Source organism: Desulfosediminicola flagellatus (assembly GCF_005116655.2).
GTDB classification, from domain to species: domain Bacteria; phylum Desulfobacterota; class Desulfobulbia; order Desulfobulbales; family Desulfocapsaceae; genus Desulfopila; species Desulfopila flagellata.
Window position 1 is genome coordinate 1,146,742 of sequence record NZ_CP050698.1, and the last position, 14,194, is coordinate 1,160,935.

Sequence of the window (14,194 nt, forward strand, 5' to 3'; positions counted from 1 at the left end):
GCCGTTGACACTCCAATGTCTCAGGAGCAGGTCATTAAAGCAACCAGGAATCTACTGCTTAATCCCAAAACTGAAACGTATCAACATCTCGATGCCGGTTCACGTGAACTGGTTAAAAAAACAATCGGTTTTTTTGAGAATAAAGGTAAAGAGCGGTTGCTGGAAGATGATCATGATCGTGTCTGGTATGCTGATTTTCTGGAATTCTCAAAAGAAGAAAAACTCTTTGCCACATTTTTAACTCCGGCCCAATATGGTACTGGCAATGATCGATGGGACACGAGCAGGAATTGTGCAATAAATGAAGTTCTTGGTTTTTACGGTCTGAGCTACTGGTACACTTGGCAGGTGACGATTTTAGGGCTCGGCCCGATCTGGATGAGTACGAATGAAGAGATAAAGATAAAGACGGCAAAGCTGCTCAAAGACGGTGAAATATTTGCTTTTGGATTATCAGAAAAAGAGCACGGAGCAGATATTTACGCAAGCGATATGGATCTGACACCGCAGGAGGATGGCAGCTATACAGCAAGCGGCAGCAAGTATTACATCGGAAATGCCAATGAAGCGGCGCTGGTCTCAACGTTTGGTAAATTCTCAGATTCTGGTGAATATGTATTTTTTGCGGTGAATTCCCAGCATGAAAATTACGAGCTGGTGAAAAACGTCATCAACTCCCAAAACTATGTAGCGGAATATACGCTCAACGAATATCCGATTACTAAAAAGGATATTCTTGCCGAAGGTCGTGATGCCTGGGACATGGCTCTCAATACGGTCAATGTAGGAAAATTTAATCTCGGTTGGGCTTCAATTGGAATCAGTACGCATGCTTACTACGAAGCACTTAATCATGCTGCAAACCGCCGGCTATTTGATCACTATGTTACTGATTTTATACATGTGCAGCAGCTCTTTGTTGATGCTTATGCCCGCCTTGCGGCAATGAAGCTTTTTGCGCTACGGGCCATTGATTATGTGCGCTCGGCTGGACCTGATGATAGACGCTATCTGCTATTTACCCCGATGGTGAAAATGAAGGTTACCACTCAGGGGGAAGATGTAATTAATGCACTCTGGGACGTGATAGCAGCCAAAGGATTTGAAAAAGATATGTATTTTGAGATGGCAGCACGTGATATCCGTGCGCTTCCAAAACTGGAAGGGACTGTGCATGTGAATATGGCGCTGATCATCAAGTTTATGGCAAATTACTTTTTTAAGCCTGGAAAGTACGAAGAGACTGGCAGAAGAATCGCAGCTGAAAACGATGATTTTCTCTTTAATCAGGGCGCTACCAAAGGGCTTGGGAAAACGCGATTTCATGATTATCAGAAAATATACAACTCCGTCAATCTGCCTAATGTCAATATCTTCAAGAAGCAGATACGATTGCTGAAAATATTTCTGGTGGCCGGCAAACCGAATAAAGAGCAGATCAAGGATTTTGATTTTCTTTTAAATCTCGGTGAGCTTTTTACGCTGGTTGTCTATGGTCAGCTTATTCTGGAGAATGCAAAATTACTTGGTATTGATGATTGCGTAATTGACCAGATTTTTGATGTTATGATTCGGGATTTTTCAAAATATGCGCTGCAACTTTATACAAAAGGCAGTGCTACATTTATTCAACAAAAAATCTGTAATAGGATGGTCAAACGTCCGGTAGTTGACAAATCTCGCTTTAATGCTGTTTGGGAAACATATGTCTACTCGATGAATGGCCAGTATGAAATGAATTCATAGCCTGCACATAATCTGCAAGACCGGACTACCAGCTCACGTACAATATTGTGTGAGCTGGTAGTCCAGATTGTATAGCTGGTTTAGCAGGAAATTGCCTGTACTGAATTTACTGATCGCAGACATGGCTGTTCGAGTAATCTTCCTGTCCTGCTATCTGTGGCATGTTCGGTAGAGCGTCTTTTGCCATCTCGCCACACTTACGCATTTGTTTCATTGCTGGATTTTTGCTCATTTTCTTACTGAAAGAAAGTGCCTTTTTCTGGGCTTCAGACCGGTCTCCCTGAGCACAGAGATCGTCAATTTCTGCCTTAAACTCTTCTGATTGATTCTGTAAGCTTTGTAATTGCTGCTGATCTATACTTTCCATACATTGCTGAACCTTCTGCATCTGTTGCATCATTTCCTGCATGTCTGCTGAGTTCATATTCTGATAATCAAGACCAAATGAGAGAGAAGGTAAGAATAGGAGCATAGAGATGATAACGAGTCGCATAAGGTACTCCTTGTTGAGGGGTAGTTGTGTGTTTTGCAGCATATACAATCAAACGGTGTTTACCATCTAACTCTCAGAATCTTCGCTGACCTCGTTGTTCTCATAATTGTATCCTCTCTGGTAAACGTATATTCCGAGGTCCTATTTCTGGTTCTGGTAAAGTTTAAAGAGCGTCTCTATTTAGGTTAAAATCCCGCTTTGCGATTTGACAAACCCATTTGCCTTAAAAGGAGGCTGTCATGTTGAGGACGTTATTGTACTTGCCCGGTTCTTATGCATACGTATACTTAAATATAAGCATAAATATACTTCCCTTCGCAAGTTGATCTCAGTAGCTGGCCTTGGCCGGTTTTTTCACACACTGTGATTGAGCTAGCCGGCGTTGATGTGAGAGTATTGTGAACGCAACCTGAATCGTAATTGTATTCCCTGAGTGAAAAAAGAGATATTACATGGGATTGTTTTTGAATTTGTCCACGATATTTGTACTTATCCTGATCGGTACTGGTGCAATCCTGATGATTGTAAGTTTGGCAATGTACAGGCGGATTATCAAGGATCAGGATTTTAGCGGTTCCCATGCTTCAGGCAATTTAAACATTTTGAACATTTCTCATCTTTTTTTGATGGGTTTTTTTATTGTCGGCTATGTGGTTGTTTTTACAACGCTGATTGCGGGTGTGAAAATTGTCAGTGAACTCTTTGTCGGTTTAATCTTCTTTTTCGGGGCTGTTTTTGTGCTGTTTGGCGTTGTGATCCAGCAGAAGATGTTGTCGTGTCTGCAGTCTACCTATACAGATTCTGTCAAAATGTTGGTCAGTGCAGTAGAGATCCGCGACCCGTATACAATAGGACACTCTGAGCATGTAGCTAATCTTCTGATTCTTTTATGGAATTATCTGCCAGTGGACATTCGTGAAAAGATTCCGAAGGGTATACTGGAGCACGCTGGTCTGCTTCATGACATCGGAAAAATCGGTGTCCCGGAGGATGTGTTGAATAAAGTAGGGCGGTTGAGTGAAGAAGAATGGGCACTTATTCGTCAACACCCGATGATTGGCAGTACGCTGATTGCAAAGCGTGATGATCTGAAGGGGATCATCGATTGGATAAAATACCATCATGAACGGATCGATGGAAATGGATATCAAGGCCTTCCGGGGGAAGCCATTCCATTTGTTTCAAAAATGATCGCGGTGGCAGATACCTATTCTGCTCTTGTTACAGACCGACCATATCGAAAAGGCAAGTCGCATCAGGATGCTTTGGCAATAATGTATGACATCAGTAATACTCAGCTGGATGAGGAGCTTACCAGTAGATTTGCCTCGATCCCGGACCACTATATAGAAGCATGCCGACCAGACACTTTAGTACGCAATTACATCGAGGAGTTACAAAAAATAGAGACATTTTTTGAAGTACCTAAGCAGGCGGAGAAAATTGATATTGTATTCTCCTCTCAACCGGGTGTCCTTGTTTTACAAAAATTACTCGATTACGCTGTGCAAGGTAGGCTCCACCTGAGCGTGGCGATATTAGAACTCGATAACATCGCAGCAGTTGACAGAGATCATGGCTATCATGCGGTGGATGAGTTGACAGCGTCTTTCGGAGAAGTACTTTTGCAAAACGTAAGGGGGACGGATCTGGTTATCAACAGGGGCCATAATAGTTTTTTCCTTGCTTTCAGTGAATGTCAGTTAAGTATCGCCATGGGCCTGGTTCAGCGGATTCAGATGGAAATCGAAGCGGCTGAGTTTTATAACCAGTATGCGGATGTTCTTTCCATAAGTAAAACTTTCAGTGAGTACGATCCTAACGAGAGTGAGACGATTCACGAAGTACGAGATTTCATACTTGGAAGTGATACAGATTCAGTAAATTAACATTTCGGAAATACCTTACAACACGTGTCTCTGTCTTTTGTTTTGGCCATTTCTTTTGCAGAAGAGTCTTTTAAATCCCTATGATTGGACCTGTTATGCCTGTCTCTATTGTGATCATTGATGACCATCCTGTTATTTGTCATGGCTTAAATAGAATTCTTGATAAGGAACATTCATTTGTAATTTCAGGAGAAGCAAATGAATGGAAATCAGCATTGAAACTCGTTGAGAAAACTCAGCCGGATGTCGCGATTCTGGATATAACTCTGCAGGGTTATGATGGTATCAGTCTCATCAGTCGTATGCGTGAAGTGTCTAAAAAGACACGGGTAATCATGTACACAATGCATAACAGCAGAGAGTATATAGTTCGTTCATTTCATGCAGGTGCTCTTGGGTATGTTCTTAAAAACGATAAAACAGAAGAGCTTGTCGCAGCAGTTAAGGATGTGATGAATAGACGAATTTTTCTGAGCAGCAGTATTCCCGATACTATTATGGTGGAACTGATACATGGAAAAGGAACAGAGCGTGATGCGGCATCAACGCTTAGTCCTCGAGAGTATGAGGTGGCGTCGCTGATTGCCCAGGGGCTGAACCCGGACCAGATTGCACAGACACTTTTTATAAGTACTAAAACTGTTAGGGTTCATCGGACCAAAATCATGCATAAGCTATCATGTACAGGTGTTCATGAAATGCTGTTGGAGTTACGCCAGCATTTTCCTCAACAATAAAATAACTGTAATGTAGTATTTCTCACTAACCCGCATTTCTCAACAATAACGTTTATTACAGATCCAGGCACAAGCCACGCCGCTGTAGTTATCTTTAACTATAGATATATTACGCGGGACATTTACGTACCCGGTTCGCCTGAAGGGTGAAAGCACTGGAGCAATCTGCAGGTTACTTCCTGTTCTCGGACAGTCTAACTATGCCGTGAGTACGTGTCGCCAGAAGCATGTCGGAGGTAGTGACTGTAATTAATCGTTGTGGTAAAATCTGTGGAAGCGTGTTTTTTGAGTTCCGCTTGGTTCTGGCTGAAGGACATATATGTCGTTACCTTCTCCCTTCCAGGCTACAACCCAATGGTATCGTGTGTAAATCATTCCGATTCGGTGGCTGTCTGCTGCGAGTATATCAATACCTCTGTAGTCTACTTTGACATATTCAATGTCATCAAATTCACCGTCTATCCTCCGGAATTCAGAGATCCACTCCTGAAGTTGCTTATTGCTCTCAATCTCGTGCCAGAACTGTGATTTGAGTATATATTTTCGATCTAATGCTAACAGGGCTCTTGGTACACTTTCCGGGCCATTGAAGTAGTATTTGAATTGAGGTAACATTTCGCCAGTCCGAAACATCCGCTCAACCTCAAGGTTGCTTTTTAATCCCGCATACTGTCTGCCAGGTGTAGGCGTACAACTGGTTATCATAATAGTAACTATGCCAATAAGAAGTATTGATATACGTTTGTTCATGTCAGCCCTCTGTACGATTTATTGTCATTCTATTAGATTACAACGTCTCTGCTATTTAACCGTTGGCAGTCAGGTTCTAACAATCCGGTTATAGGCGGGAAGTTTTCCTGACATGTAAATATTGTACGTGTTTTATGATGCGTTGAGAACCGCAATTTATCCTGTGAAATTATTTACGGATAATCAGTGCACGTGATATGCGCTTAAGGCCTGTCCTGTTACAGTCAGCCGTTGTCATACGTATGAATAAAAAACACAAGCTGGTGGGATTGCACTCCGGAGTGAAACGAAATTACGGGAGTAGGCAGGATGTGGCTGGGAAATAAACAGATTCTATAGGAAATTTGCCAGGATATTTAGAAATTTAGCAGGTTGCTGGCTATGCAGCCAATGGCCTGCATTATCTATCCCTATGACTCTTGAATCAGGGAAAAAATGTTGTCTATCCGATTCATGTTCTTCCGTATAGTAGGTAGAGTCGTTGCCTTTAACAAAAAGTGTCTGGACGGAGCAGGGAGCATAGAGGTCAAGATCTTCAAGACCAGTATGCAGGTGTTGAATGAATTTATACAATACCGGTAGATTGCATTTCCATTTGAAAGTGTTTTTCTGGTTATCTCTGGTGATGTTTTTTGTAAGAAACATAGCCAGGTCGTTGTCACCTGTCTGCACTTCAAGTGCTTTTCTGATCTCTGAACGCCTGGTGTAGGCACTGAGGTCCATTTGCAGCAGGGTGCTGATAAGTCTGGCGTGGAAAGTGTTTTCAGGTTTGCGATAATCAGAAGGAGCTATATCGACAACAACGAGCTTTTCTACTCTTTCGGGATGCAGCAAGCTCATTATCATAGCAAGTTTACCTCCCATGGAGTGACCGATGATCCGTGATGACTCTAACTGTTCATTGTTGAGATAATATATTAAATCTTCACACATGTCCGGATATCTGTGAGTGTCGGCATGGGGCGAATTCCCGTGGTTGCGAAGATCAGGAAGATGCACACAAAAACCACGCTCAGCAATACTTTTTGCTGCACTGATCCAGTTGTCCGACATCCCCAAAAGGCCATGGAGAATGATAACAGGTGGGCCAGAGCCGTATTTTCGGGAGTGGAGTTGCATGCGCTTGTGAGTATGGCTGTTTATACTAATAAATGGGTTACGTTGATTGGCTTTGAACACATATATTCACAACTATTAGGGTGAATAGCAAGTGTGAACGATCAGATAACTTGAGTGTGTAATATTTGCACTGTTGTTGAAGATGGTGAGATCTTGATTACGGAGACATCTGCTTCGAGGAGATTGCTTGAGTTGGTTTCAGGGAGGATCAATCGCCACCTCATATTACGAGGAGGCGATTATTGAAAAACAATTATGAAACACCTTTATGGGCAAAGAATGCTTTATATTGCATATCTTCATTAAGGATATGACCTACGAGCCAGGATTTCAGATATTCGAGCAGGGCTTTTGAAAGTATATTGGGCCCAATTTCTGTTGATGACATGAAATCCATTGTTCTGGCGATGAACTCTTCATGAGATTTAACCTGACGGGCTTGGTTCTCGTATCCGTATTCAGACATGAGATACTCTTCGGCACGAAAATGTTCCAGGGCATAGTCTGTCATGCCTGTAAGGAGTTCAGCAATAGTTTCAGGCTCGGTAAGGGTATGCTGCTCTTCAATTAATCGGTTGATCATAGCGATTAGTTTCTTATGCTGATCATCCATTTCCTTAACGCCAACACTAAACGATTTTGTCCACGTAATTATTTCCATACCTATCACTTGATTAAGTTATCGATTTACTCTGAAGTTTACCTGCACATTGATCGCCAAAACTATACCACATATGAGCGGAGTGGCAAGCCGTATTTGGTTGATATGTCGTCTAAAAGTATAGGAAATATTGATGATTCAGAATCATGTTAATGAATATGTACTCGATCTGGAGGTCATGTCGCTGAGTCAAAGATGATATGAAAACTCTATATGATGTGAAAAAATACCTATTAACTCCCTCTAAAAGGACAAACTAAAACGGGCCTTGTTAAATTGCATAACCAGGCCCGCTTGTAAATATCGATTGAGAATATCTATCATGTAGTAATTTTATCTACTCACTAAAAAATGTACATTAGCGTTGCCATGAAAAGACTGTAATTATTGTCGGAACCAGCTACATCACCACCAATGACATAGGACGAGCCGTCTGTGAGATCTGTGATTGTGGTAGAGCCTTTAACTTCCTCATAATTTACATAATTAAAGCTGCCCATGAGGTGAAGCCTGTCGGAGAAACTGTAAGCCACAGCGAGATCAATCCCGAACATTGTTCCTGTTTCGAAATCGTCCTCAAATTCGAGATTCCTGAGATGATGTATGTCGGTTGCCTCAAAATTGACAAGGACGGAGCCAATGACACTTCCTGAGAATGTGAAAGGTGCATAATTGGCATTGAAGCCAAGCCCGATGTACGGTGTTGTCATAATCTGTTCATAGGATATACCAAGTACTCCACTGGCGAAGCTGCCGGTAAGGTCCCGTACACCTGATTGAGATGAGTATATATAATCTCCACCACTGGCAGTGAGTTCCAGATTATCTCTTTTCACACCCAGGATGCCGTAAAATGTGGATGTAGGTTGTTTATAAAATGGCATTTCCGCATTAATGTCAAACAACCAGTAGCTATCAACTTCAGTATCCTCATGATGTGACCAGTCTGTCCAGTCGCCACCAGAACTATTCCAGTCGTAATCATCCATTGAACCGCTTCCGTCCGAAACGTTGAACCACAGGTCCATATTGAGTGTAATCCAGGGCGCCGGCGTTACCGTAAGCCCTGCACCTACCATCATAACATTCTCAAGTTCCCATGTAAGATGACTGATTGTGTTTCCTGTATTCTGGTCAAAAACAAGTTCGTTGGACTCTCCATTAAGTATACCCAGTGACAATCTACCGGAAATTATACCAACAGAATCATTAATGGTTATTGACGTGTTGTTTTCTACAGATTCCATTCCTGGGATTGCTGCTGTAGGTGCAGCCTGAAGGCAGGTGCATGAAATGATTAACAGGGTAGCGACACCTGCTGCAAACGTTGATTTTTTAAGATCGTGTGAGAACATTCTACCTCCTCAAGCAGAGTTAATTATGTGAACCATAGGTTGTGAGATATCTGTTTTTGAGGTGTTGGCTGTAACAATTCAGAAAGATGACCCGGAAAGCTAAAGGATCTATTTACAATAAGAATCATGATGGAGCATTGACGCTGGTAGTTAAGTTGTGTGTGAAATGCTGCCTATTCTAATAATTACACCGCCTAGGTTGAATGTCGCAAGTAATTAATTTTCAAAAATGAACCTTTAAAAGTGTTAGGATTGATTTGCAATTATTGTATAGCATGCATTGAAATGAATAACTGAATGATTTCATGCCGTAATAAAATTCCGCTTGAATATAGAAAAAAGAGGAGTACACTAGCGGAATAGTCAGTGATTATTTGGTAGAGAACATATCTGCATATAGTCACAGTAAATACGTGGTTCTGAATCAGCTTGCTGAGGACGTGAAAAGGGAATCCGGTGTAAAACCGGAACTGTCGCGCAGCGGTAAACAGGAACGAAAATCGCCATAGAGCACTGGGAAAAACCCGGGAAGCGGTGATGAGTAGGTATACGAATCTGCCTGTAAGTCCGAAGACCTGCCACACATTAATGAAGTGTTTCATAATCAACTCGTCACCTCGCGAAAAGGAGAGAGTCATGCCAAATTATTTTTACTTACCATCAATCTGTAAATGTAGTCTTCAAACCATCCGTATTATCAGCTTATCCAGCCGTATACTGTTTTAAAATTGAACCACAAGCCTATCCTGTAGATGTACCATGTTGGCTTTGGGGTGTGATCCAGATCAACATGACGTATTCATACGCTCTATGGTGCAATTGTTACGTCTGTTTTGCTGGTTAGGCAGTGTGGCGGGAGAGAAGCAGTGTTTTTAAACATTGTTGAGCACGCAGGTTTGTAATGTGTGGACCTGCATAATTATTTTTCATGTATTCATTGTTGGAGGAATTCTAATGGCAAAAAGTGAGATAGCATTTATTAAGCAGAGTTTAGTAACAACAAAAGATTGGGATACATTTCAGGCAATATTAATTAAATACAAGCGGATAGCTGAGGAAGCCAGACGTGGATGATAAACCGAACTATTTCAGTATGAAATGTTACAGGTTTTACTGAGAATCTGAAAATCCGTGCCATTTACAATCTGGTGTCAATAGCAAAAAGGAGGCCAGATAGTTTTTGAACACCCTTTTTTTTGATTGAAAATTGAATCGTTGATGAAGCCATTTTCAGTCAAAAAAATATGTAAATTTATATTGAAAAAAAATGGCCGGACTGGTTGTCTTGTGAGTTGGGTCCTTTGCTTTAACGGAGGGCCCAATCTTACTATTGTTATCATGATTTCACATTTCCCCTGGTCTTTTACGAAATTGTTTTCCTACCACATGTTGTAGTTTGTTGTTGAGCATACCATAAATGTAGAGTATAAGCTGGGTTGTGCCTGGGCGGAGACCAGGCGCTGGATGTAATCGAAAAAACGTTCCGACACAGTGGGGGAAAGATGTATTTCTGTGCAAAAGCGGGGACGTTGTTGCGCCTCACCATCACCATTATATTTGCAAAGAGAAGAGAGGAAGTTTATGGCACCTGATTTGACTAAACAGGTATTGACGAGTACCGCTGAAACCGTTCTTGCCCGACGTTATTACATGAAGGATGAGAGTGGCACTCCTGTTGAAACATGGGAGACCCTGTGTCGCAGGGTTGCAAATGCAGTAGCTGATGTTGATAAAGATCTTCCTATATATGAGAAACTGCGGGAAGACTTTTTTACCATGATCTACCATATGGATTTTCTGCCGAATTCACCTTGTCTGATGAATGCAGGAACCGATATCGGTCAGCTGTCTGCCTGTTTTGTATTACCTGTTGAGGATTCAATGGATGGCATATTCACTGCCATTCGAAACGGTGCGCTGGTACACAAGACCGGCGGTGGTACCGGCTATTCCTTCTCACGTCTTCGCTCTAAAAATGCATCTGTTCGCTCCACTCAGGGAGTTGCCTCAGGCCCGCTCTCTTTTGCGGCAGTCTTTGATGCAGCAACTGAGACCATCAAGCAGGGCGGTAAACGCAGGGGCGCAAATATGGGAGTTCTTCGTGTTGATCACCCTGATATTATGGATTTTATCACCGCCAAAGAAGATCAGGAGCGGTTTAATAACTTCAACTTCAGTGTCGGTATTACCGATGTCTTTATGAAAGCTGTTGAAGAGGGAACTGAGTATGATCTTGTAGAACCTTCAAGCGGTATCGTTATAAAGAGCCTTGATGCCCGTGAGGTGTTCGAAAAGATTATTGATCTTGCATGGCATAATGGCGAGCCTGGTGTGCTCTTTATAGATACAGCCAATAAGGCAAATATGACTCCGCAGCTTGGTGACTTCGAAGCTACCAATCCATGCGGTGAGCAGTGGCTGCTTCCGTATGAGAGTTGTAACCTGGGTTCTATTAATCTTGCCAATTTCGTCAAAAATGACGGGGTTGATTATGATCGGTTAAAGAGAACAGTCGAGAATGCGACTGCTTTTCTTGATAATGTTATAGATTGCAATCGATTCCCGATTCCTGAAATTGAGGAAATGACGCTGAAAACGCGTAAGATCGGCATGGGTATCATGGGGCTCCATGACCTGTTGATTCAGCTTGCTATACCATACGGCAGTGAGAAAGGCCGCGAGCTTGCCGGCGAGATAATGAGTTTTATCAGGAATACTGCCGCTGCAAAGTCTGAAGAGCTTGCAGAGCAGAAAGGTGCTTTCCCTGCGTACGACGCTAAGTATAATAATTATCCTCCACGTAGGAATGCTGCACTTACTTCGATCCAGCCTACAGGTACTGTTTCCATGATTGCTGATTGTGGTTCTGGTTGTGAGCCATACTTCTCAATTGTTATGGTTAAACACGTCATGGACGGCGACAGACTTATCATGGTCAACAAGCACTTTGAGCAGATTGCCCGTGAAGAGGGGTTCTACTCTGAAGAATTGATGAGCAAGGTCGCTGATAGCGGCACAGTCATAGGGCATAATGAAATTCCGGTAGAGTGGCAGGAGGTGTTTCGCACCGCTCAGGATATCAAACCTGAAGACCATATCGCTATGCAGGGTGTTTTACAGAATAGCGGTGTTGACAGTTCCATCTCCAAGACTATCAATCTGCCGAATAACGCCACAAGAGATGAAGTGAAACTCTCGTATATTACAGGCTATCATCTCGGTTGTAAGGGCTTGACTGTATATCGCGATGGATCCCGGGATTCTCAGGTGCTCAACACCAAGAGTGCATCAGCTGCTGAAGACATGGCGATGGTCTCTGAAAATGGACCTATAAAGAACAATCTGCCGGATACCCTTGATGCTAAGCGCTATCGTGTAAAAGATCAGGACTCGAAGTCGGTGTACATCATTGTATGTTTTGACGAAAACGAGAAGCCGATGGAGGTTTTTGCAAAATTTCCGTTTGATAACAGGGTTGACCTGAAGGATAAGTCCACCATGTGGACAACTACCTGTCGTCTGGTATCTCTTCTTCTTCGTTTCAATGTTCCGATGGACGAAATTATCAAGCAGCTTGATCGTTCAAGTGGACATATGCTTGACCTTCCTGCTCAGTTGAGTAAATTGTTCAAATCTTTTCTGGCGGGAACACAGCGTGGGTTTGCCTCGACTTGTCCTGAATGTTCAGGAACCCTGATTTTCGAAGAGGGGTGTGAAACCTGCCATGATTGTGGCTACAGTAAATGCTCCTGATATAGATACTGTTTAGCCGTGAGGGCCTGCTACTATGCACGGTCGCTCATGGTTGTATTCTTTCAGGTATTATGGGATGGCGACCAGCGATCCGGTTTCTTGTGAGGTGGAAGTAAATGGCTAAGATCGGCAGAAATGAAAAATGCCCGTGTCGGAGCGGGAAGAAATATAAGCATTGTTGCGCAAATACGGCGGCTGCTGTACGCCCAAAGCCAATGACACCTGAACAGGTGGCTCAAGTCACATTAATGAGTGGTGTTGAGACCATTCAGGAACTTGCAGAAAAACGTGAAAAAGCATCCCGTGAAATCGGTGTATTCTTTTTCTACGCCAATGCTGCCGGTGACGCATGGTTGCTTGAAATGACCGACTGTGATTGTATTCAGGTGGCAAAAGGCGGAGAGCGCATAGCTGCTGAGATTGATGAAACACCTGAAACAATTGAAGTGAACTGGAGCCATACGTTTGAAGTTAAAAACAAAAAGCTTGTGCTTACCGCGTATGCTGATCGTACAGTTACTGTACAGGAAGATGCGCCGGCTCACGAGATAAGCGCAATGTTGCGTCGAATCAGGAAGAAATTCAGTCCTGAGCAGTTACGTCAGGTGCATGTTGAGAATGTCCCGGACAGTGCGGCTTAGCAGGGAACGACTCCTCGGTTATACGATAATAGAATGAGAAGTACGTTTGAGCAGTATAGAATGGTCCCCATGATTGTTGTCATGGGGACCATCTTTTTTCTTTCACACCAGACCGGTGATTCCATTGATCTGCCTAGTTTTCCGGGTATGGATAAGCTGGCACATCTCACCATATATGCAATTCTCGCACTCAGTATCATTGTTGCACACTGTAGGGAATCCAGAGGTAATTCACCCGTCCGCGTAATAGTTACAACCATCACTATTTGTCTTATATTCGGCATTTCAGACGAATATCATCAGTCATTTATTCCTGGTCGTTTTGTAAGCCTGGGGGATCTCATAGCTGATGTTTCCGGGGCTCTTTTGATTTGCTTCGCATGGCTGATGTACAAACGTATTCGCAGTCGGTCATAATCAGTAACCTGTCGCATCTTAATTGAATAACGGTGACAATTCCGATTGCAAAAATTGTCTCGTTGATTTGCAGAAGACGGCTTTGTTGACCTGTTTTATCTATCTGGCCGCAATAATAATCTTAGCGGAAATATGTACTGCACTTCACTCGAAGCGGGCAATGTTAAATGACTTTAGACTTGCCTGACGAACATTCTGGCCTTATACTGTGAAAGTGAGAGAAATTCTCAACAATCTTTAGCCGATTGAGGTATGAGATGATAGAAGAAACAGGCGGGCTCAGTTCGTCAATATTGACTGAACAGCTCTTAAGACAGAGTGGTACAAATCAGACGAGTGAGCGGCAGAGTGAAAGGCCGCAGGAAACAAGTCAGGAGCAGACTCCTCCACCCAGCGATACGGTAACAATTTCTGCTGAAGCCGCAACGTTGGCTACTGCTGCCCAAGCGGTATCTGAGACAAGTGAAGTAAATGAAAACCCGGCAGAAGAGCAGCAGGAACTGCAGCCAAGCGCCGACGAGCAGTCATCAGATAGGCAACGTCCCGGTACTATTGACATTCGTGTATGATACTACTCACTGATAGTGTATATGATAAACAGCCAAGGGAGTGATTCACTCCCTTGGCTGTTTC

12 protein-coding genes and 1 riboswitch are annotated in these 14,194 nt (G+C 42.9%); of the genes, 7 read left to right on the top strand and 5 right to left on the bottom strand.

The window, feature by feature from the left end:
- Positions 1–15: 15 nt before the first annotated feature.
- Complete coding sequence (locus FCL46_RS04745; protein ID WP_136805622.1) at positions 16–1,746, top strand: acyl-CoA dehydrogenase family protein; 1,731 nt, start codon at positions 16–18, stop codon at positions 1,744–1,746.
- Between the two features lie 106 nt (positions 1,747–1,852).
- Here the strand turns inward: FCL46_RS04745 and FCL46_RS04750 are convergent, their stop codons facing one another.
- Entirely contained in the window at positions 1,853–2,239 is a 387-nt protein-coding gene (locus FCL46_RS04750; RefSeq protein WP_136805232.1) for a hypothetical protein, read from the bottom strand.
- A gap of 452 nt (positions 2,240–2,691) precedes the next feature.
- Here FCL46_RS04750 and FCL46_RS04755 point away from each other — a divergent pair, with 452 nt between their 5' ends.
- Entirely contained in the window at positions 2,692–4,128 is a 1,437-nt protein-coding gene (locus FCL46_RS04755) for a bifunctional diguanylate cyclase/phosphohydrolase (RefSeq protein WP_136805233.1), read from the top strand.
- A gap of 80 nt (positions 4,129–4,208) precedes the next feature.
- Positions 4,209–4,865 carry a response regulator gene (locus tag FCL46_RS04760; protein ID WP_136805234.1) on the top strand — a complete coding sequence of 219 codons (657 nt, stop codon included), beginning with the start codon at positions 4,209–4,211 and terminating at the stop codon, positions 4,863–4,865.
- 249 nt (positions 4,866–5,114) lie between these two features.
- Here FCL46_RS04760 and FCL46_RS04765 read toward each other — a convergent pair whose 3' ends face one another.
- The 4 genes from FCL46_RS04765 to FCL46_RS04780 form a co-directional block, all read right to left on the bottom strand.
- Positions 5,115–5,615 carry a hypothetical protein gene (locus tag FCL46_RS04765; protein ID WP_136805235.1) on the bottom strand — a complete coding sequence of 167 codons (501 nt, stop codon included), beginning with the start codon at positions 5,613–5,615 and terminating at the stop codon, positions 5,115–5,117.
- A 333-nt stretch (positions 5,616–5,948) separates the two neighbouring features.
- Positions 5,949–6,794, bottom strand: coding sequence for an alpha/beta fold hydrolase (locus FCL46_RS04770; RefSeq protein ID WP_136805236.1), 846 nt, complete (start codon positions 6,792–6,794; stop codon positions 5,949–5,951).
- 193 nt (positions 6,795–6,987) lie between these two features.
- Complete coding sequence (locus FCL46_RS04775) at positions 6,988–7,395, bottom strand: bacteriohemerythrin (protein WP_136805237.1); 408 nt, start codon at positions 7,393–7,395, stop codon at positions 6,988–6,990.
- Between the two features lie 344 nt (positions 7,396–7,739).
- The gene (locus FCL46_RS04780) at positions 7,740–8,750 is read right to left on the bottom strand and encodes an omptin family outer membrane protease (protein ID WP_136805238.1); all 1,011 of its coding nucleotides are present in this window, start codon (positions 8,748–8,750) and stop codon (positions 7,740–7,742) included.
- 397 nt (positions 8,751–9,147) lie between these two features.
- Positions 9,148–9,347, top strand: a riboswitch (cobalamin riboswitch).
- Between the two features lie 984 nt (positions 9,348–10,331).
- Here FCL46_RS04780 and FCL46_RS04785 point away from each other — a divergent pair.
- From FCL46_RS04785 to FCL46_RS04800, 4 genes are all read left to right on the top strand, one after another.
- Positions 10,332–12,503, top strand: a complete 2,172-nt coding sequence (locus FCL46_RS04785) for an adenosylcobalamin-dependent ribonucleoside-diphosphate reductase (RefSeq protein WP_136805239.1) — start codon at positions 10,332–10,334, stop codon at positions 12,501–12,503.
- Positions 12,504–12,619: 116 nt separating this feature from the next.
- Positions 12,620–13,144 carry an SEC-C metal-binding domain-containing protein gene (locus FCL46_RS04790; RefSeq protein WP_136805240.1) on the top strand — a complete coding sequence of 175 codons (525 nt, stop codon included), beginning with the start codon at positions 12,620–12,622 and terminating at the stop codon, positions 13,142–13,144.
- Between the two features lie 33 nt (positions 13,145–13,177).
- Positions 13,178–13,561: a VanZ family protein gene (locus FCL46_RS04795; protein WP_136805241.1), complete on the top strand. Its 384-nt coding sequence runs from the start codon at positions 13,178–13,180 to the stop codon at positions 13,559–13,561.
- Between the two features lie 257 nt (positions 13,562–13,818).
- Positions 13,819–14,130: a hypothetical protein gene (locus FCL46_RS04800; RefSeq protein ID WP_136805242.1), complete on the top strand. Its 312-nt coding sequence runs from the start codon at positions 13,819–13,821 to the stop codon at positions 14,128–14,130.
- The last annotated feature ends 64 nt before the right edge of the window (positions 14,131–14,194 follow it).

What these genes read in the sequence shown, in the direction of transcription:
- FCL46_RS04745 (WP_136805622.1), top strand. Translation starts at nt 16, where the DNA reads ATGTCTCAGGAGCAGGTCATTAAAGCAACCAGGAATCTACTGCTTAAT.
- FCL46_RS04750 (WP_136805232.1), bottom strand. Translation starts at nt 2,239, where the DNA reads ATGCGACTCGTTATCATCTCTATGCTCCTATTCTTACCTTCTCTCTCA.
- FCL46_RS04755 (WP_136805233.1), top strand. Translation starts at nt 2,692, where the DNA reads ATGGGATTGTTTTTGAATTTGTCCACGATATTTGTACTTATCCTGATC.
- FCL46_RS04760 (WP_136805234.1), top strand. Translation starts at nt 4,209, where the DNA reads ATGATTGGACCTGTTATGCCTGTCTCTATTGTGATCATTGATGACCAT.
- FCL46_RS04765 (WP_136805235.1), bottom strand. Translation starts at nt 5,615, where the DNA reads ATGAACAAACGTATATCAATACTTCTTATTGGCATAGTTACTATTATG.
- FCL46_RS04775 (WP_136805237.1), bottom strand. Translation starts at nt 7,395, where the DNA reads ATGGAAATAATTACGTGGACAAAATCGTTTAGTGTTGGCGTTAAGGAA.
- FCL46_RS04780 (WP_136805238.1), bottom strand. Translation starts at nt 8,750, where the DNA reads ATGTTCTCACACGATCTTAAAAAATCAACGTTTGCAGCAGGTGTCGCT.
- FCL46_RS04785 (WP_136805239.1), top strand. Translation starts at nt 10,332, where the DNA reads ATGGCACCTGATTTGACTAAACAGGTATTGACGAGTACCGCTGAAACC.
- FCL46_RS04790 (WP_136805240.1), top strand. Translation starts at nt 12,620, where the DNA reads ATGGCTAAGATCGGCAGAAATGAAAAATGCCCGTGTCGGAGCGGGAAG.
- FCL46_RS04795 (WP_136805241.1), top strand. Translation starts at nt 13,178, where the DNA reads ATGAGAAGTACGTTTGAGCAGTATAGAATGGTCCCCATGATTGTTGTC.
- FCL46_RS04800 (WP_136805242.1), top strand. Translation starts at nt 13,819, where the DNA reads ATGATAGAAGAAACAGGCGGGCTCAGTTCGTCAATATTGACTGAACAG.